Below are 18,305 nucleotides of genomic sequence, written 5' to 3' on the forward strand. Positions count from 1 at the left end.
GGGACAACGAAGGGGTCAGGCGGTACCGCGGCCCAGTTCCCACAGCAGCAGGTCGGAGGAGGTGTTGAGGGCGTACTCGACTCCGTTGAGGTCGCTGCGGGCGGCGACGTACTGCTTGCCCTGCCACAGGGGCAGGACGGGGACGTCCTCGGCGACGATCTTCTGGATCTGCGCGTAGACGGGGCTTGCGGCGTTGCGGTCGGCCTGGCGGCGCGAGCGCGGGATGAGCTTCTCGCGAACGGTCTTGTTCACGTAGGGGGTGTTGAGGAAGTTGTCGCTGTCGAGGAACGGCGCGATGTAGTTGTCCGGGTCCGGGTAGTCCGGGAACCAGCCGAGGCCGTAGACGGCGTAGTCGCCGCGCTTCTGGGCCGTGCGGAACTGGGACCACTCGGCGCCCTTGACGGTGGCGTCGAAGAGCTCGCTGGCGATGAGCTGCTTCTTGAGCGCCTCGAACTCCTGGGCGGTCTCGGCGCCGTAGTGGTCGGTGGTGTAGTTCAGGGTCACCTTGACCGGGGTCTTGACGCCCGCGTCCTTGAGGATCTTCGCGGCGCGGGCGGGGTCGGGCTCGCCGTACTCGTCGAAGAAGGGGGTGGCGTGGCCGGTGATGCTGGAGGGAATCAGCGAGTAGAGCGGCTCGGCGGTGGGGCCGTAGACGAGGTTGACGAGGGCGCCCCGGTCGACGACGGCGGCCATGGCCTGGCGCACGGCCTTCTCCTCGACGGAGGGGGCCTTGGTGTTGAAGCCGAGGTAGCGGATCTCCAGGCCGGGGACCTCGGTGACGCGGATGTCGTCCTTGGGCGTCTCGGTGAGGTCCTTGATCTGCTTCTGCGACAGGGAGCGGGCCATCATGTCGATGTCGTCGCTCTCCAGGGCCGCGCCCATGGCCTCGGCGTCGGCGTAGGGGCGCAGCTCGACCTTGTCGTTGCGCAGGGTGACGTCGCCCTTGTAGGCCGGGTTCTTGGTGAAGACGAAGCGGGTGGCCTTGTCGCCCTCGCGCTCGACCTTCAGGGTGTACGGGCCCGAGCCGTCGACGTCGAAGCCGTCGCGGAGCTTGTCGGCGGCGTACTTGTCCTTGCTGAGGATGCCGGCGACGGGAGTGGAGAGCTTGTACGGGAAGGTGGCGTCGGGGGTCTTGAGGTGGAAGACGATCCCGTCGGTGCCCTGGGTCTCGACGGTGTCGATGTTCGAGAGGAGGGCGGCCGTGCCGTTGTCCGACTTGATCTTCAGGACGCGCTCGATGGAGAACTTGACGTCCTCGGCCGTGAGGGGGGTGCCGTCGGCGAAGGTGAGGCCCTCGCGGAGGGTGCAGCGGTAGCTCTCGCTGGCCTTGTCGGAGAAGCCGCAGCTCTGGGCGGCCTCGGGGACGGGCTCGCCGCCGCCGCGGGGCACGTGCAGCAGGGTCTGGACGGTCTGGCGGAGGATGTTCCAGGCGCCGGTGTCGTAGGCGTAGGCCGGGTCGAGAGGGGCGGGGGCGTCCTCCGTCGCGATGAACTGGTCCGTGGTGCCGACGGTTATCGCCCGGCCGTCCTCCGCTCCGCCGCAGGCGGCGAGCAGGGGGGCGAGCAGTCCGGCCACGGCCGGCAGCACCAGGGTCTTGCGGTTCATCAGGGACGATCTCCTCATCCGGCACTGGGGTACAGCGGTCAGTGGAACTCCGCCGCCTGCCGCCCGGTCGGGGCGGGAGCGATCGGGCCGGGTGTTGCGATCGGTCCTGTGTTCACGGCGACTTGGGTATGCGCCGGTGCACGCGGTTATGCGGCGAAGTACTCGCGAAAGATTAGTGCGCGGCGCCGGCATCGCTTGACCGGGGCCGTACAGGGACGTAATCGAAGAGTGATCATGAATGCATGGGCCTCGATACCCATGCGCCGGACGTTGCGGACGATGATTGCCCAACCAGGACACAGGGGGCGCCGAAACATCCGGTTTTGAGACACGAGACGGGAACGGGCCACCCGCCGTCCGGCACTCTGAGTGACCAAGGTCACGTAAATGCTTTTCGGTGAATGGCCCGCTCGCTTTAGCCGGATCGCTTTCCTCAGATAAAGCTCAGATTCCCGTGATCAAGGTCCGCAGGAACGGCACGTCGACCTCTTCGAGGGAACGCACGACGACCCGGCCCGGGGAGGGTGCGATCGGGGCGACGGAGGGCACCGCGACGACCCGGCAGCCGGCCGCCTCGGCGGCCGCCACACCGGTCGCGGTGTCCTCGATGACGGCGCAGAGCGCGGGGTCGGCACCAACGCCCTGGGCGGCCGTCAGGTACGGCTCGGGGTGGGGCTTGGTGCGGACGACCTCGTCGCCGGCGACGGTGAGGGCGAAGCGGTCGCGGCCGAGCGAGGCGAGGACCCGGTCGATGATCCGCCGGTGCGAGGCGGAGACCAGGGCGGTGGGGATGGAGTGCCGGGACAGCTCGGCGAGCAGCCGCTCGGCGCCGGGCATGAGGGGGACGCCCCGGGAGATGCGCTGCTCGAACTTCTCGTTGAGCAGGACGGTCAGCTCTTCGAGGGTGATGTCGGCGCCCGTGGACTCGATGAGGTAGCCCGCGCTGCGGGTCATCGGGCCGCCGACGACGACGTCGCGCCAGGCCTCGTCCAGACGGTGTCCGAGGTCGGCGAAGACCTCGACCTCGGCGTCCCACCAGAACCCCTCCGTGTCGACGAGGGTCCCGTCCATGTCGAGGAAGACCGCCTGCAGGGCGGAGCTGCCGTTCGTACGGAACAGGGACGCGGGGACCGTACTGGTCATCCGGCACACCTCCATGGAGGGACGAGAAGGCCGGCCCCCCTCCCCGGTACGGGGAGGAAGACCGGCCTGCACTGGACCGACAAGTGTACGTCGCGATCACCGCGAACGCGCGGATTTACCCCGCGCGGTCGGCGATCGGTCGTCGGACGGTCACCGTGCGTTGAAGTACTTCGCCTCGGGGTGGTGGATGACGATGGCGTCGGTGGACTGCTCGGGGTGGAGCTGGAACTCCTCGGAGAGGTGGACGCCGATCCGCTCCGGCCGCAGCAGGTCCGCGATCTTCGCGCGGTCCTCCAGGTCGGGGCAGGCGCCGTAGCCGAGCGAGAAGCGCGCGCCCCGGTACTTGAGGTCGAACATGTCCTCGACGTTCTCGGGGTCCTCCCCGCCGAAGCCCAGCTCGGCGCGGACGCGGGCGTGCCAGTACTCGGCGAGGGCCTCGGCGAGCTGGACGGAGAGGCCGTGCAGTTCGAGGTAGTCGCGGTAGGAGTCGGACTCGAAGAGCTTGGCCGTGGCCTCGCCGATCTTCGAGCCGACGGTGACGACCTGGAGGCCGACGACGTCGGTCTCGCCGGACTCCTCCGGGCGGAAGAAGTCCGCGAGGCAGAGGCGGCGGCCGCGGCGCTGGCGGGGGAAGGAGAACCGGGTCCGCTCGTTGCCCGCCTCGTCCAGGATGATCAGGTCGTCGCCCTTGGAGACGCAGGGGAAGTAGCCGTGGACGACGGCCGCCTCCAGGAGGTTCTCGGTGTGGAGGCGCTCCAGCCAGCCGCGCAGCCGGGGCCGGCCCTCGGTCTCGACGAGCTCCTCGTACGCCGGTCCGTCGCCGGCCCGGTTCTGCTTGAGGCCCCACTGGCCCTTGAAGAGGGCGCCCTCGTCGAGCCAGGACGCGTAGTCCTTCAGCGGGATGCCCTTGACGACGCGGGTGCCCCAGAAGGGCGGGGTCGGCACCGGGTTGTCGGTGGCCACGTCGGAGCGGCCGCCGGGCTCCGGCTCGTCGACCTGGAGGGCGGCGGCGGTGCCGGTCTTGGCGACCCGGCGCTGCTTGAGCTCGGGGAGTACGGCTCCGGGGACGCCGCGCTTGACGCCGATGAGCGCGTCCATGAGCCGCAGGCCCTCGAAGGCGTCGCGGGCGTAGCGGACCTCGCCCTGGTAGATCTCGTGGAGGTCCTGCTCGACGTAGGCGCGGGTGAGGGCGGCGCCGCCGAGGATCACGGGGTACTTGGCGGCCAGCTCGCGCTGGTTGAGCTCCTCCAGGTTCTCCTTCATGATCACGGTGGACTTCACCAGCAGGCCGGACATGCCGATGACGTCGGCGTTGTGTTCCTCGGCGGCCTCCAGGATCGCGGAGACCGGCTGCTTGATGCCGATGTTGACGACGTTGTAGCCGTTGTTGGACAGGATGATGTCCACGAGGTTCTTGCCGATGTCGTGGACATCGCCCCGCACGGTCGCGAGCACGATGGTGCCCTTGCCCTCGGCGTCGGACTTCTCCATGTGCGGTTCGAGGTAGGCCACCGCCGTCTTCATGACCTCGGCGGACTGGAGCACGAACGGCAGCTGCATCTGGCCGGAGCCGAACAGCTCACCGACCGTCTTCATGCCGTCCAGGAGGGTGTCGTTGACGATGTCCAGGGCCGGCCGGTCCACGAGGGCCGCGTCGAGGTCGGCCTCCAGGCCGTTCTTCTCGCCGTCGACGATCCGCCGCTTCAGACGCTCCTCCAGCGGCAGCGCGAGCAGCTCCTCCGCCTTCCCGGCCTTCAGGGACTTCGCCGTCGCGCCCTCGAACAGGGCCATCAGCTTCTGCAGCGGGTCGTAGCCCTCCCGCCGCCGGTCGTAGATCAGGTCGAGGGCGGTGGTGACCTGCTCCTCGTCGAAACGGGCGATCGGCAGGATCTTGGAGGCGTGCACGATCGCCGAGTCCAGGCCCGCCTTGACGCACTCGTCCAGGAAGACGGAGTTGAGCAGGATGCGGGCGGCCGGGTTGAGGCCGAAGGAGATGTTCGACAGGCCCAGCGTGGTCTGCACGTCCGGGTGGCGGCGCTTGAGCTCGCGGATCGCCTCGATGGTGGCGATGCCGTCCTTGCGGGACTCCTCCTGCCCGGTGCAGATGGTGAAGGTCAGGGCGTCGATGAGGATGTCGGACTCGTGGATGCCCCAGTTGCCGGTCAGGTCGGCGATCAGCCGCTCGGCGACGGCGACCTTGTGCTCGGCGGTGCGGGCCTGGCCCTCCTCGTCGATGGTCAGCGCGATCAGCGCCGCGCCGTGCTCCTGGGCCAGTCGGGTGACCTTGGCGAAGCGGGACTCCGGCCCGTCGCCGTCCTCGTAGTTGACCGAGTTGATCACGGCGCGGCCGCCGAGCTTCTCCAGGCCGGCGCGCAGCACGTCCACCTCGGTGGAGTCGAGCACGATCGGCAGGGTGGAGGCGGTGGCGAAGCGGCCGGCGAGTTCCTGCATGTCGGCGACGCCGTCGCGGCCCACGTAGTCCACGCACAGGTCGAGCATGTGCGCGCCCTCGCGGATCTGGTCGCGGGCCATCTCCACGCAGTCGTCCCAGCGGCCCTCGAGCATGGCCTCGCGGAACTTCTTCGAGCCGTTGGCGTTGGTCCGCTCGCCGATCGCCAGGTAGGAGGTGTCCTGCCGGAACGGCACGGTCTGGTAGAGGGAGGCGGCGCCCGGCTCGGGGCGCGGGGAGCGCTCGGGCGGGACGATGCCCTGGACCCGCTCGACGACCTGGCGCAGGTGCTCGGGGGTGGAGCCGCAGCAGCCGCCGACCAGGGACAGGCCGTAGTCGCGGACGAAGTTCTCCTGCGCGTCGGCCATCTCGGAGGCCGTGAGCGGGAAGTACGCGCCGTCCTTGGTGAGGACGGGCAGGCCGGCGTTCGGCATGCACATCAGGGGCGTACGGGAGTGGCGGGCGAGGTAGCGCAGGTGCTCGCTCATCTCGGCCGGGCCGGTCGAGCAGTTCAGGCCGATCAGGTCGATGCCGAGGGGCTCCAGGGCCGTCAGGGCGGCGCCGATCTCGGAGCCGAGGAGCATGACGCCGGTGGTCTCGAAGGCGAGCGAACAGATCAGGGGCACGTCCACGCCCAGGGCGTCCATCGCGCGGCGCGCGCCGATGAGGCTGGACTTGGTCTGCAGCAGGTCCTGGGTGGTCTCGACGATCAGGGCGTCGGCGCCGCCGGCCAGCAGGCCCTCGGCGTTCTGCTGGTAGCCGTCGCGCAGCACGTCGTACGCGATGTGGCCGAGCGAGGGCAGCTTGGTGCCGGGGCCGATGGAGCCGAGGACCCAGCGCTGGCGGCCGTCCTTGGCGGCGAACTCGTCGGCGACCTCGCGGGCGATCCGGGCGCCCGCCTCGGAGAGCTCGAAGATCCGGTCGGCGATCTCGTACTCGCCCGCGGCCGAGTGGTTGGAGCCGAACGTGTTGGTCTCGACGCAGTCGACGCCGACCTCGAAGTACGCCTCGTGCACCGAACGGACGATGTCGGGCCGGGTGACGTTGAGGATCTCGTTGCATCCTTCGAGGTTCTGGAAGTCCTCGAGGGTGGGGTCCTGGGCCTGGAGCATGGTGCCCATGGCTCCGTCGGCGACGACGACTCGGCTGGCGAGTGCCTCGCGGAGGGCGGCGGCGCGGGTCCGGCTGTCAGCGGAAGGGGTCGGCAACGAGGCCATGGATGAGCTCCCTGGGATGCGACGGCTGTCGGCTTTGCACCCTCGGTGGAGGATGCACGGGGCCAGCGTAACCGCGCAGGGGCCGGGGTGGACACGGCGTCCCACGGGCCGGACGGCATCCTGTGTGCGGGGACTCCCGGTCCTGCCCCTCCTTGGCCGACACTGTGTGGTGTGACGCAAGGTCGGCATCGACCGATAGTGTTCAGCATTGTCGAACAGCGTGAGAAGGGTGAGGGGCCGGGCGATGGCGAAGAACATCCAGTCGCTTGAAAGAGCGGCGGCCATGCTGCGACTGCTCGCGGGCGGCGAGCGCCGGCTCGGCCTTTCCGACATCGCGTCCTCGCTCGGACTCGCCAAGGGAACGGCCCACGGCATCCTGCGCACCCTCCAGGCGGAGGGCTTCGTGGAGCAGGACGCGGCCTCGGGCCGCTACCAGCTGGGCGCGGAGCTGCTGCGGCTCGGCAACAGCTATCTGGACGTGCACGAGCTGCGGGCGCGCGCCCTGGTCTGGACGGACGACCTGGCGCGGTCCAGCGGCGAGAGCGTGCACCTGGGGGTGCTGCACCAGAAGGGCGTGCTGATCGTGCACCACGTCTTCCGGCCGGACGACAGCCGTCAGGTCCTGGAGGTGGGGGCCATGCAGCCGCTGCACTCCACGGCGCTCGGCAAGGTCCTGTCGGCGTACGACCCGGTGGCGCACAGCGAGGTGGTGGAGGTCGAGCGGGAGGCGTTCACGCCCCGGACGACCACGGAGCTCGGCGACTTCGAGTCGCTGCTCGACATGACGCGGGCCCGGGGCTGGGCGGCGGACGTGGAGGAGACCTGGGAGGGCGTGGCCTCGGTGGCGGCGCCGATCCACGACCGGCGGCGGATGCCGGTGGGCGCGGTGGCGGTCACGGGCGCCGTGGAGCGGGTCTGTCCGGGCGGGGAGCTGCGCCCGGAGCTGGTGGCGGCGGTGCGGGACTGCGCCCGCGCGGTCTCCCGGGACCTGGGGGCCGGCCGCTTCTGAGAGCCCGCGCGGGCGCGCCCCGCCTTCGTGCGAGCGCGGTCCCGACCGCCCGTGCGACGCGGCCCGACCACCCTCCGTAGGGCTGCGCGCGGCAGCCCGTACAACAGAACCGAACCCGCCGGTAACGATCGCGTTATCGGCGGGTTTTTCGCTTCCCAGACCCTTGACGTGCTGTTAACCCGGGGGCAAAACTTCCGTTCATCGGTCGGCATTGTCGAACACCTAACGGCAATACACGCTAGGGTGTGACAGTGCCAAGGGCCGGCAACGCCCTCACACGAGGGCGCGGACCACCGGAGGGACCCGGGGTTCGCCTTCCCCTGGACGAAGGACAAAGGAGTCGCGGGTGTCCAGCTCCGACATCTTCCTCGGCGAGACCATCGGTACCGCCGTTCTCATTCTGCTCGGCGGCGGTGTGTGCGCCGCCGTCACGCTCAAGGGCTCCAAGGCCCGCAACGCGGGCTGGCTCGCGATCACCTTCGGGTGGGGCTTCGCCGTCATGACGGCCGTCTACATGACCGCTTCCCTCTCGGGCGCCCATCTGAACCCCGCCGTCACGGTCGGAATCGCGATCAAGACCGGGGACTGGAGCGACGTCCCCGTCTACATCGCCGGCCAGATGCTCGGCGCGATGATCGGCGCGGCGCTGGTCTGGGTGGCCTACTACGGACAGTTCCAGGCGCACCTCACGGACCCCGAGACCGTCGGCGAGAAGCCGATCGAGGGCCCCGGCCCGGTGCTCGGCGTCTTCTCCACGGGTCCCGAGATCCGCAACACCTGGCAGAACCTGGCCACCGAGATCATCGGCACCGTCGTGCTGGTCCTGGCCGTACTCACCCAGGGCCTCAACGACAGCGGCAAGGGCCTCGGCGTCATCGGCGCCCTGATCACCGCCTTCGTCGTGGTCTCCATCGGCCTCTCGCTCGGCGGCCCGACCGGTTACGCCATCAACCCGGCCCGTGACCTCGGCCCGCGCATCGTGCACGCCCTGCTCCCGCTGCCGAACAAGGGCGGCTCCGACTGGAGCTACGCCTGGATCCCGGTCGCCGGTCCGCTGATCGGTGGCGCCCTCGCCGCGGGTATCTACAACATCGCGTTCGCCTGAGCCGTCCTTCTTCCAGACTTACCCAGGAGCACACCGTGACCGACGCACACACCTCCGGCCCCTTCATCGCGGCCATCGACCAGGGCACCACCTCCTCGCGCTGCATCGTCTTCGACAAGGACGGCCGGATCGTCTCCGTCGACCAGAAGGAGCACGAGCAGATCTTCCCGAAGCCGGGCTGGGTCGAGCACGACGCCGCCGAGATCTGGGCCAACGTCCAGGAGGTCGTCGCCGGCGCCCTGGAGAAGGGCAACATCACCGCCGCCGACGTCAAGGCCATCGGCATCACCAACCAGCGCGAGACCACGCTGCTCTGGGACAAGAACACCGGTGAGCCCGTCCACAACGCCCTCGTCTGGCAGGACACCCGCACCGACGCCCTCTGCAAGGAGCTCGGCCGCAACGTCGGCCAGGACCGCTTCCGCCGCGAGACCGGCCTGCCGCTGGCGAGCTACTTCTCCGGCCCGAAGGTCCGCTGGCTGCTCGACAACGTCGAGGGCCTGCGCGAGCGCGCCGAGCGCGGCGACATCCTCTTCGGCACCATGGACTCCTGGGTCATCTGGAACCTCACGGGCGGCGTCGACGGCGGCCACCACGTCACCGACGTCACCAACGCCTCCCGCACCATGCTGATGAACCTCCACACCATGGCCTGGGACGAGAAGATCCTGCAGTCCATGGAGATCCCGGCCGCCGTGCTGCCCGAGATCCGCTCCTCCGCCGAGGTGTACGGCACGGTCAAGGGCGGCATCCTCGACGGCATCCCGGTCGCCTCCGCGCTCGGCGACCAGCAGGCCGCCCTGTTCGGCCAGACGTGTTTCGCCGAGGGCGAGGCCAAGTCCACGTACGGCACCGGCACCTTCATGCTGATGAACACCGGCGACAAGGTCATCAACTCCTACAGCGGCCTGCTGACCACGGTCGGCTACCAGATCGGCGACGCGAAGCCGGTCTACGCCCTGGAGGGCTCGATCGCCGTCACCGGTTCGCTGGTGCAGTGGATGCGCGACCAGATGGGCCTGATCAAGTCCGCCGCCGAGATCGAGACCCTCGCGTCCTCGGTCGAGGACAACGGCGGCGCCTACTTCGTGCCGGCCTTCTCCGGCCTGTTCGCCCCGTACTGGCGCTCCGACGCGCGCGGTGTCATCGCCGGCCTCACCCGGTACGTCACCAAGGCGCACATCGCCCGCGCCGTCCTGGAGGCGACCGCCTGGCAGACCCGCGAGATCACCGACGCCATGACGAAGGACTCCGGCGTCGAGCTGACCGCGCTCAAGGTCGACGGCGGCATGACCTCCAACAACCTGCTGATGCAGACCCTCTCGGACTTCCTGGACGCGCCCGTCGTGCGTCCGATGGTCGCCGAGACCACCTGCCTCGGCGCCGCCTACGCCGCCGGTCTGGCCGTCGGCTTCTGGCCGGACACCGACGCGCTGCGCGCCAACTGGCGCCGGGCGGCGGAATGGACCCCTCGCATGGACGCCGACAAGCGTGACCGCGAGTACAAGAGCTGGCTCAAGGCCGTTGAACGCTCCATGGGCTGGCTCGATGATTCGACCGAGGAGTAATACGAGATGACCACCCTGCAGAGCGTCCCTGCCCTGGGGACGCACCCGGCTGCCGGTTCCCTGCCGAGCCACGCCGAGACCCGGGAACAGCTTTCCAAGGCGACGTACGACCTCCTGGTGATCGGCGGCGGCATCCTGGGCATCTCCACCGCCTGGCACGCCGCACAGTCGGGCCTGCGGGTGGCCCTGGTGGACGCCGGCGACTTCGCCGGCGCCACCTCCTCCGCCTCCTCCAAGCTGCTCCACGGCGGCCTGCGCTACCTGCAGACCGGCGCGGTGAAGCTGGTGGCGGAGAACCACTTCGAGCGGCGTGCGGTCTCCCGCCAGGTGGCACCGCACCTCGCCAACCCGCTCACCTTCTACCTGCCCGTCTACAAGGGCGGCCCGCACGGCGCCGCCAAGCTGGGCGCCGGAGTGTTCGCGTACTCCGCCCTCTCTGCCTTCGGCGACGGCGTCGGGCACCTGCTCTCCCCCGCCAAGGCCGCCCAGGACGTGCCGGAGCTGCGCACCGACAACCTGAAGGCCGTCGCCGTCTACGGCGACGACCAGATGAACGACGCCCGCATGGCGCTGATGACGGTCCGCGCCGCCGTCGACGCCGGCGCCACCGTCCTCAACCACGCCGAGGTCACCGGCCTGCGCTTCACCCGCGGCCGGGTCACCGGCGCGGAGCTGAAGGACCGCACCACCGGCGACGAGTTCGGCGTGAACGCCCGCCTCGTGCTCAACGCGACCGGCCCCTGGGTCGACCACCTGCGCAAGATGGAGGACCCCAACGCGGCCCCCTCCATCCGCCTCTCCAAGGGCGCGCACCTGGTCCTCAAGCGGACCTCGCCGTGGAAGGCCGCGCTGGCCACCCCGATCGACAAGTACCGCATCACCTTCGCCCTCCCCTGGGAGGACATGCTGCTCCTCGGCACCACCGACGAGGAGTACGAGGGCGACCCCGGCCAGGTCGAGGTCACCGAGAAGGACACCGCCCAGATCCTGGACGAGGCCGCCTTCTCCATCCGCGACCAGCAGCTCTCCCGCGACCTGATCACGTACTCCTTCGCCGGCCTGCGGGTGCTCCCGGGCGGTCCCGGCGACACCTCCAAGGCCAAGCGCGAGACGGTCGTCACCGAGGGCCGCGGCGGCATGCTGTCGGTGGCCGGCGGCAAGTGGACGACCTTCCGCCACATCGGCCGCACGGTCATGAAGAAGCTGGAGCAGCTTCCCGGCCACGTGATCGGCGAATACGCCGAGGGGGCTGTGCCGGTGTCCGCGCTGCCGAAGCGGCTGCCGCTGCCCGGCATCGCCAACCCGAACGCGGTCGCCCACCGGCTGCTCGTCGACGGTCCGGCGCCCGGCCCCCGGATGGCCGCCGACACCGCCAAGCACCTGGCCACGCACTACGGCTCGCTCTCCTTCGACATCGCCCGGATGGCGAACGAGAACCCGGAGCTCGCCCGCCGGATACACCCGGACGCGCCGGAGATCTGGGCGCAGGTCGCCTACGCCCGCGACCACGAGTGGGCCGAGACGGCGGACGACGTGCTGCGCCGCCGTACGACGCTGACCATCCGCGGTCTCGCGACGGATGAGATCCGCGCCGAGGTCGAGTCGATGCTGCGGAAGTAAGTTCCTTGCGTCCAGGGGCGGTTCCTCTCCGAGGGGCCGCCCCTGACGCGTGCCATGCGCCCGCCACACGGCCGCAACACTCGGCGCGCACAGTTGAGGCATGAAGTTTCAGGTGCTCTCGATCGTCCACCACTCCCCGCACCCGCTCACCGGCGAACTGCTGTCCGCCGCCGACCGGTTGGAGCAGGTCGTCACGCTCGGCGAGACCGCCGAACGGCTCGGCTTCGACGCGTACGCGGTCGGCGAGCGGCACGCGGGCGCGTTCCTCTCCTCCTCCCCGACCGTGCTGCTCGCCGCGCTGGCCGCCCGCACCAGCCAAATCCGGCTGCTCACCGGCGTCACCGTGGTCGCGATCCTCGACCCCGTCCGGGTCGCCGAGGACTACGCGACGCTCGACCAGCTCTCCCGCGGCCGGCTCGAACTCGTCGTCGGCAAGGGCGCGGAGGCCGGCCACTTCGACCTCTTCGGCCTGGACGAGGAGCGGCAGTGGGACCTCCAGAAGGAGAAGTACGAGCTGCTGCGCCGCCTCTGGACGGAGGAGGGCGTCGACTGGGAGGGCGAGTTCCGGCCCCCGCTGAAGAACGTGACCACGGTCCCGCGGCCGTACGCCGGTCCGCCCCGGATCTGGCACGGCTCGGCCACCAGCCTCAACTCCCCCGAGCTCGCGGCGAAGCACGGCGATCCGCTCTTCACCGCCAACGCGATCCAGCCGCGCGAGGCGTACGCGCGGCTCATCGCCCACTACCGCGAGAAGTTCGAGGAGTACGGGCACGATCCGGCCCACGCGCGCGTGGCGGCCGGTTCCGGCGGGCTGCTCATCGCCGACACCCCCGAGCAGGCGGTGAGCCGGTACAAGGAGCTGTACGAGGCGAAGGTGCGGCAGAGCTTCAAGCCGCACCTGGAGGGCAAGGCGGGGTACAACACGCCGTTCCGCACGATCGAGGACGCGATCGCGGACGGCCCCCAGCTGATCGGCTCCCCGCAGCAGATCATCGACAAGATCCTCGGCTATCACGAGCACTACGGGCACGATCTGCAGTCCGTCACCGTCGACACCTTCGGCCAGTCGACGGCCGAGCAGCAGGAGACCCTCCAGCGGTTCGCCGAGGAGATCGCGCCGGTGGTGCGGAGGGAGGCGCCGAGCACGCTGTGGGAGGAGTGACTCCGCCGTGTGCGGAGGCGAGTTCCTGGGTAGTCGATCAAGGCCGCACGGGTTTTCGGGGATGTCCGGGGACTGCGGGCGGACCACCGGAAAGCCGTAAGGTGGGGCCGTACGACAGGAACTTCGAATAAGGAGGCGCTGGGTGATCGAGCTCGAGGGGGTACCCGAGCTGATCGACCCGGTCATGGTGGCCGCGTTCGAGGGCTGGAACGACGCCGGCGACGCCGCCTCCACCGCGGTCGCCCACCTGGACCGGGAATGGAAGGGCGAGGTCTTCGCGGCGCTCGACGCCGAGGACTACTACGACTTCCAGGTCAACCGCCCCACCGTCTTCCTGGACAACGGGGTCAGGAAGATCACCTGGCCGACGACCCGGCTCTCCGTGGTCCGGGTCGGCGGCGACAAGCCCCGTGACCTGGTGCTCGTGCGCGGGATCGAGCCCTCGATGCGCTGGCGGTCCTTCTGCAACGAGCTGCTGGGCTTCGCCCACGAGCTGGGTGTGGAGATGGTGGTGATCCTGGGCGCGCTGCTCGGGGACACCCCGCACACCCGGCCGGTCCCGGTCAGCGGGGTGACCTCCGATCCGGACCTGGCGCGGACGATGGACCTGGAGGAGACCCGGTACGAGGGCCCGACGGGCATCGTGGGCATCCTCCAGGAGGCGTGCACGCACGCGGGCGTGCCGGCGGTGAGCCTGTGGGCGGCGGTGCCGCACTACGTGTCGCAGCCGCCGAACCCGAAGGCGACCCTGGCGCTGCTCAACCGCCTGGAGGACCTGATCGGGCTGCGCATCCCGCTGGGCGAGCTGCCGGAGGACGCGCGGGCCTGGCAGCTGGGCGTGGACCAGCTGGCGGCCGAGGACAGCGAGGTCGCCGAGTACGTGCAGACCCTGGAGGAGGCGCGGGACACGGCGGAGCTGCCGGAGGCCTCGGGCGAGGCGATCGCCCGCGAGTTCGAGCGGTATCTGCGGCGTCGCGAGCCGGGCACGGGGCCGGGTTCCGGTCCTGGGGTGGCGACGGAGGGCGGCGAGTTCCTGAGGGATTCCGGGAGCGGCCGGACCCGCCCGCCGAAGCCGGAGCAGCCGGGCCCGGAGGCGGTGCCGGGGACGGAGCCGCCGTCCGACGCCCCGGAGGACGACGACGGGGACACCGGGGACACGCAGGAGTAGCCGTACGGGAGGGGTGGCGCGGCCGCCCCTCCCGTACCGCGTTCAGACCCTGGGCACGGACACCACGTCGTAGTCCGCCACCGTGGGATCCGGGTCCAGGCCGAAGCGCGCGTTGGGCAGGTAGATCCGGTCGCCCCAGACGGCCGCGGTGGTCGGGACGCGGAACCGGTCCGGGTCGGTGATCCGGGCGATCGGGGTGCCGCGCGTTCCGGCGGCGTCGAGCCGGACGACGTCGATCTGGTTGACCGCCTGCTGGACGATGTACAGGTCGCGGCCGAGGAGCAGCATTCCGTCGCCGTTCGGGATCTTCAGGCCGCCGAGGTCGACCGTGCGGGCGGTGCCGGTGCGCGGGTCGACGCGCAGGAGCGTGCCGCCGTCCTGGTGGACGTTGACCACGAGCAGGGCCTGGCCGTCGGGGGTCCGCTCGATGCCGTTGGCGGTGAAGTCGGGGCCCTGCGTCCAGTCGCCGGTGAGCGGCAGGGTCGTGATCTCGTGTGCGGGCTCGCCGGTGCGGTCGATGGCCAGACGGTAGAGCCGGGGCTGGAACGAGTCCGTGAACCAGGCGGCGCCCGGGGTGAGGACGACGTCGTTGACCATGGTGTTCTCGGCGCCGAGTCCGGTGAAGTCGCGCAGGAGCGCGCCGGTGCGGGCGTCGACGACGCGGATCTCCCGGCTCCAGCCGCCGGCGAGGAAGAGCCGCCGCTCGGACCGGTCGATCTTGAGTCCGACGGTGGAGCGCTCGAAGCCGAGCCCCTCGTGGATGATCCCGCCCTCGCCGGTGGCCAGCGAGACGCGGTAGACGGAGCCGTCGGCGAGGGAGCCGAAGTAGGCGAACGGGCTGTGCCCGATGGCGACGCCCTCCGGCTGGAAGCCCTTCGGGAGGGGGAAGCCGGTGGGCCACCGCCCGCCGGGGCCGGCCGCGTGCGCCGTGCCTGCGGCGAGGGGACCGGTGAGAGCCGCCGCGCCGAGGGCGGCGGCGGCTCCCAGGAATCCTCTGCGTGCGAGGTGATGCTGCACTGAGTGCCCTTTCGTACAACTGGTCGATGACACTCTCACCCCATCACAACACCGGCTGCCAGCAGGGCAGTTGGCTGGATCCTGCCCTGCTGGCGCGAATCAGGCGGGTGTGCGTCAGGCGCAGCCGAAGCGGGCCGCCGCCCAGTCGCCGTGGTCGCCGCTCTTCGACCCGTTGGTGTCCGTGATCTTCAGCCGGACGTGTCGGGCTCCGGTCACGTCGACGTTCACGGGCAGGGTCGCGGAGGCCCCGGTGAGCCGGGGCGAGGTCCACAGGACCCGGCCGTCGGCCTCGACGGAGAAGGCCACGTCCCCGTAGCCGTCGATCTCGTCGTCGATGCCGACGTCGGCGGTGAAGGTGGTGCAGCGGCCGCCGAGGTAGACCTCGATGTCGGAGTCGGCATGGGCGCCGATGCCCTTCTCGTAGGTCTGTCCGGCCAGGGTGAGCGTGTGGCCGTCACCGGCGGCGGACTCGCCGTTGGAGCGGTCGCGCTCGGGCGGTCCCCAGCCGTTGGTCGAGCGCAGCCAGACGAGGTCGCTCGCCCAGGCGTCGGCCGTCGGCGCCGGGGGCATCACCCGGACCGCGAACCGCTGGACGGCGGTGCGGTCGGTGCCCGCGGCACGGTGGCGTGCGGTCGCCGTGAGGGTGGCCTCGCCGGGCTTGGCGTCCGCCGGCGGGGTGACGGCGACCTCGACCCGTCGGGTGGTGCCGGCCGGGACGCGGGCGATCGGGGCGGCCGGGGTGACCTGCCAGCCGGCGGGGGCGTCGAGGGAGACCCGTACGTCGGTGGCGTCGCGGGTGCCCGCGGTGACGTCCACGGCGACGGTGCCGGGGTTGCCGGCGCCGAGCTCCTGCCCGGTGGGGGCGGCGAGGACGGCGGAGGCGCCGGGGACGGCCCCGCCGACGGCGCTGGTGTCGGTCAGGCGCAGTTCGAAGGCGCGGTCGGTGGACCGGGCCGCGGTCTTGATCCGAACCACTCCCCCGCGGTCGTCGCGGTCGTACCACCAGCCCTCGGTGGCCGCGTCGAGGGCGGCGCGGGAGGTGAGGGCGGGCAGCGGGCGTCCGTCGAGCTTCACCGTGCCGGGGGCGTCGCCGGTGTGGACGGTGAAGGCGTACGGCCGGGCGGCCGGCTTGCCGGTGTACGAGCCGGTGCTGGCGCCCAGACGGATGGTGACGTCGCCGGGGCCGGACTGCGGGGCGCCGACCTCGGCGCGCTGGGTGGCGTACTTCCCGGTGCGGTGCTCGCGGGTGACGCCGTCGTCCTCGTACAGCTCGAAGGAGGAGCTGCCCTGCGGGTAGACGTCCCAGGCGATCGGGTCGCCGGGGGCGCGGTCCCGGTACGAGCGGATGGAGCCGGGCCACATGGGGACGGTCGCCCCGGCGCGGACGAAGAGGGGCAGGGTGTCGAGCGGGGCGCTGTAGTCGTCGACGGTGACGGGGCCCCGGTAGGTGCGCCCGCTCCAGTAGTCGATCCAGGTGCCCTTCGGCAGATAGATGCCGTCGCGCTCCGTCGCGTCCTGGTAGACGGGGGCGACCAGGAAGTCCTCGCCGCTGAGGAACTCGTACTTCGCGGCCTCGGTCGTGGCCTTCGGGTCGTCCGGGTACTCCAGGGCGAGCGGCCGGGCGAGGCCGACGCCGGTCTTCGTGGCCTGCCGGGCGTGGCTGTAGATGTACGGGAGCAGGGACTCGTGCAGCTTGAGCGAGGCGCGGTTGACGGAGGTGTACGGCTCGCCGTAGCGGAAGGGCTGCTTGTCGTTGGCGGCCCAGCCGTCCATGGTCATGGTGACGGGCAGGAACATCTTCCACTGGAGGTCGCGGGTGTACGTCTTGGCGCTGCCGCCGAAGATGCCGTCGACGTCACCGGTGGTGTAGGCGAGTCCGGACATGGACGCGCCCGCGTAGGTGGGGATCTGCCAGCGGATGTACTCCCAGCTGCCGGACTGGTCGCCGGACCACTGGACTCCGCAGCGCTGGGCGCCGGACCAGCTCTCGGGGGCCCAGGTGAAACCGCGGGCGTCGCTGTTGGCCTCGATGCCGGCGTGGGCGTCCTTGCAGCCGTCGAGGGCGAACTTGTAGCCGGAGCCGACCCAGGCGACGTCGAGCTTGGCGACCCGCTGGCCGGCCTTGACCTGGTCGGCGAGCTTGTCGATGCCGTCCTCGGTCCACAGGCCGAGCTTCATGTCGCGGTCCGCGAGGCCGGCGGAGGTCTCGGCGAGGTTCTCGTAGCCGCAGCCGTAGCCGTCGTTGACGAGCATCCAGCCGTTGGGCATGTCGTTCGCGACGTAGCCGTCGGCGACCTTCAGGGCGTCGAGGGTGCGGCGCTCGCCCCGGTTGGCGTTGTGGAGGTAGCAGTCGGAGTCGCCTATCTCCAGGCCGTACACGGGCGGCAGGAAGGGCTTGCCGGTGAGCTGCGTGTACTGCCCGATGACGTCCTTGAGGGCGTCCTTCCCGTCGCCGGCGAAGTAGTAGGCGTCGAAGCGCTGTTCCTTCGCGCTGGTGGTGACGGGGTCGGTGAAGGCGTAGGTGTTGGGCGCGTAGGTGTTGCGGTAGACGCCGTAGCCGGCGGAGGAGAGGTAGAACGGGACGGAGTTGGGGTGGCCGCCGTCGTTCCAGTTGTAGTCGACGCCGACCTCGACGGTCTTGTCGCGGTGGGAGGTGTTGCCGCGGCCGTTCTGCATGCCGGCGCCGTAGAACTGCTCGTCGGCGCCGCGGGCCAGGGTCTGGACGGTGCGGTCCTGGTTCCAGGTGAGGCCCTGGGTCTCGGTCCAGAGCGGGGTGCCGTCGGCGCGTACGGCCGAGAAGCGCAGCGGTGACTTGGTGGCGCGCAGGGTCACCTTGGAGGTGGCGAGCTCGTAGCGGTCGCCGAGGTCGCGCCAGCGGGTGGCCGGGGGCGGGCCCTGGGGCAGGGTGATGTCGGTGCCGGTGGGGTCGGTGAACTTCCCGTCGGGGGCGAGTTCGATGCGGAAGGTGTCGGCGGTGACGAAGGAGACGCGGGCCTCGGTGCGGCCTGCGGTCAGCCGGTAGACGGATCCGTCGGCGGCGAAGCCGGTGACGTCGCCGACCGTGGTGTCGGCGGGGGTGGCCGACGCGGTGGAGCCGGGTCCCGCGAAGGCCGCGAAGAGCCCGAGGACGGCTCCGGCAAGTGCAACTTTCATGCGTGATGATGATTGCATGGAGGTTGTTTAGCGCAGGAACGAGCACTCCCGCCAGGACAAAACGGAACCGCCCTCGGACTTCAGCGAGA

General features: G+C 70.7%; 11 protein-coding genes. 6 read left to right on the forward strand and 5 right to left on the reverse strand.

Annotated features, from left to right (window positions below; all coding sequences use genetic code 11):
• Positions 1 to 15: 15 nt before the first annotated feature.
• The 3 genes from SVTN_RS07705 to metH all read right to left on the reverse strand — a co-directional run bounded on the left by SVTN_RS07705 (position 16) and on the right by metH (position 6,414).
• Complete coding sequence (locus tag SVTN_RS07705) at positions 16 to 1,605, reverse strand: ABC transporter substrate-binding protein (RefSeq protein ID WP_041128386.1); 1,590 nt, start codon at positions 1,603 to 1,605, stop codon at positions 16 to 18.
• A gap of 444 nt (positions 1,606 to 2,049) precedes the next feature.
• Positions 2,050 to 2,748 carry an HAD family hydrolase gene (locus SVTN_RS07710; protein WP_041128387.1) on the reverse strand — a complete coding sequence of 233 codons (699 nt, stop codon included), beginning with the start codon at positions 2,746 to 2,748 and terminating at the stop codon, positions 2,050 to 2,052.
• Between the two features lie 150 nt (positions 2,749 to 2,898).
• Positions 2,899 to 6,414 carry a methionine synthase gene (gene metH, locus SVTN_RS07715; protein ID WP_041128388.1) on the reverse strand — a complete coding sequence of 1,172 codons (3,516 nt, stop codon included), beginning with the start codon at positions 6,412 to 6,414 and terminating at the stop codon, positions 2,899 to 2,901.
• Between the two features lie 244 nt (positions 6,415 to 6,658).
• Between metH and SVTN_RS07720 the strand changes: the two genes are divergently transcribed.
• From SVTN_RS07720 to SVTN_RS07745, 6 genes are all read left to right on the forward strand, one after another.
• Positions 6,659 to 7,423 (forward strand): IclR family transcriptional regulator, encoded by a 765-nt coding sequence (locus tag SVTN_RS07720; RefSeq protein WP_041128389.1) that lies wholly within the window; start codon positions 6,659 to 6,661, stop codon positions 7,421 to 7,423.
• A 346-nt stretch (positions 7,424 to 7,769) separates the two neighbouring features.
• Positions 7,770 to 8,528 carry an MIP/aquaporin family protein gene (locus SVTN_RS07725; RefSeq protein WP_041128390.1) on the forward strand — a complete coding sequence of 253 codons (759 nt, stop codon included), beginning with the start codon at positions 7,770 to 7,772 and terminating at the stop codon, positions 8,526 to 8,528.
• Positions 8,529 to 8,563: 35 nt separating this feature from the next.
• Positions 8,564 to 10,096: a glycerol kinase GlpK gene (gene glpK / locus SVTN_RS07730; protein WP_041128391.1), complete on the forward strand. Its 1,533-nt coding sequence runs from the start codon at positions 8,564 to 8,566 to the stop codon at positions 10,094 to 10,096.
• A 6-nt stretch (positions 10,097 to 10,102) separates the two neighbouring features.
• Positions 10,103 to 11,716, forward strand: coding sequence for a glycerol-3-phosphate dehydrogenase/oxidase (locus SVTN_RS07735; protein WP_041128392.1), 1,614 nt, complete (start codon positions 10,103 to 10,105; stop codon positions 11,714 to 11,716).
• A 100-nt stretch (positions 11,717 to 11,816) separates the two neighbouring features.
• Positions 11,817 to 12,878 carry an LLM class flavin-dependent oxidoreductase gene (locus SVTN_RS07740; RefSeq protein ID WP_041128393.1) on the forward strand — a complete coding sequence of 354 codons (1,062 nt, stop codon included), beginning with the start codon at positions 11,817 to 11,819 and terminating at the stop codon, positions 12,876 to 12,878.
• 142 nt (positions 12,879 to 13,020) lie between these two features.
• Positions 13,021 to 14,046: a PAC2 family protein gene (locus SVTN_RS07745; protein ID WP_041128394.1), complete on the forward strand. Its 1,026-nt coding sequence runs from the start codon at positions 13,021 to 13,023 to the stop codon at positions 14,044 to 14,046.
• Between the two features lie 42 nt (positions 14,047 to 14,088).
• On the opposite strand, the gene SVTN_RS07750 is transcribed toward SVTN_RS07745, so the two are convergent.
• Together SVTN_RS07750 and SVTN_RS07755 are read right to left on the reverse strand one after the other, a co-directional pair.
• On the reverse strand, positions 14,089 to 15,063 hold the full coding sequence (locus SVTN_RS07750; RefSeq protein WP_041128395.1) for an SMP-30/gluconolactonase/LRE family protein: 975 nt from the start codon (positions 15,061 to 15,063) through the stop codon (positions 14,089 to 14,091).
• Between the two features lie 114 nt (positions 15,064 to 15,177).
• On the reverse strand, positions 15,178 to 18,234 hold the full coding sequence (locus SVTN_RS07755; protein WP_041128396.1) for an NPCBM/NEW2 domain-containing protein: 3,057 nt from the start codon (positions 18,232 to 18,234) through the stop codon (positions 15,178 to 15,180).
• Between the last annotated feature and the right edge of the window lie 71 nt (positions 18,235 to 18,305).

Origin of the sequence: Streptomyces vietnamensis (assembly GCF_000830005.1) — a bacterium.
GTDB lineage: Bacteria > Actinomycetota > Actinomycetes > Streptomycetales > Streptomycetaceae > Streptomyces > Streptomyces vietnamensis.

Excerpts from the sequence above, each read along its gene's own strand:
- SVTN_RS07705 (WP_041128386.1), bottom strand. The coding sequence starts at position 1,605 with ATGAACCGCAAGACCCTGGTGCTGCCGGCCGTGGCCGGACTGCTCGCC.
- SVTN_RS07710 (WP_041128387.1), bottom strand. The coding sequence starts at position 2,748 with ATGACCAGTACGGTCCCCGCGTCCCTGTTCCGTACGAACGGCAGCTCC.
- metH (WP_041128388.1), bottom strand. The coding sequence starts at position 6,414 with ATGGCCTCGTTGCCGACCCCTTCCGCTGACAGCCGGACCCGCGCCGCC.
- SVTN_RS07720 (WP_041128389.1), top strand. The coding sequence starts at position 6,659 with ATGGCGAAGAACATCCAGTCGCTTGAAAGAGCGGCGGCCATGCTGCGA.
- SVTN_RS07735 (WP_041128392.1), top strand. The coding sequence starts at position 10,103 with ATGACCACCCTGCAGAGCGTCCCTGCCCTGGGGACGCACCCGGCTGCC.
- SVTN_RS07740 (WP_041128393.1), top strand. The coding sequence starts at position 11,817 with ATGAAGTTTCAGGTGCTCTCGATCGTCCACCACTCCCCGCACCCGCTC.
- SVTN_RS07755 (WP_041128396.1), bottom strand. The coding sequence starts at position 18,234 with ATGCAATCATCATCACGCATGAAAGTTGCACTTGCCGGAGCCGTCCTC.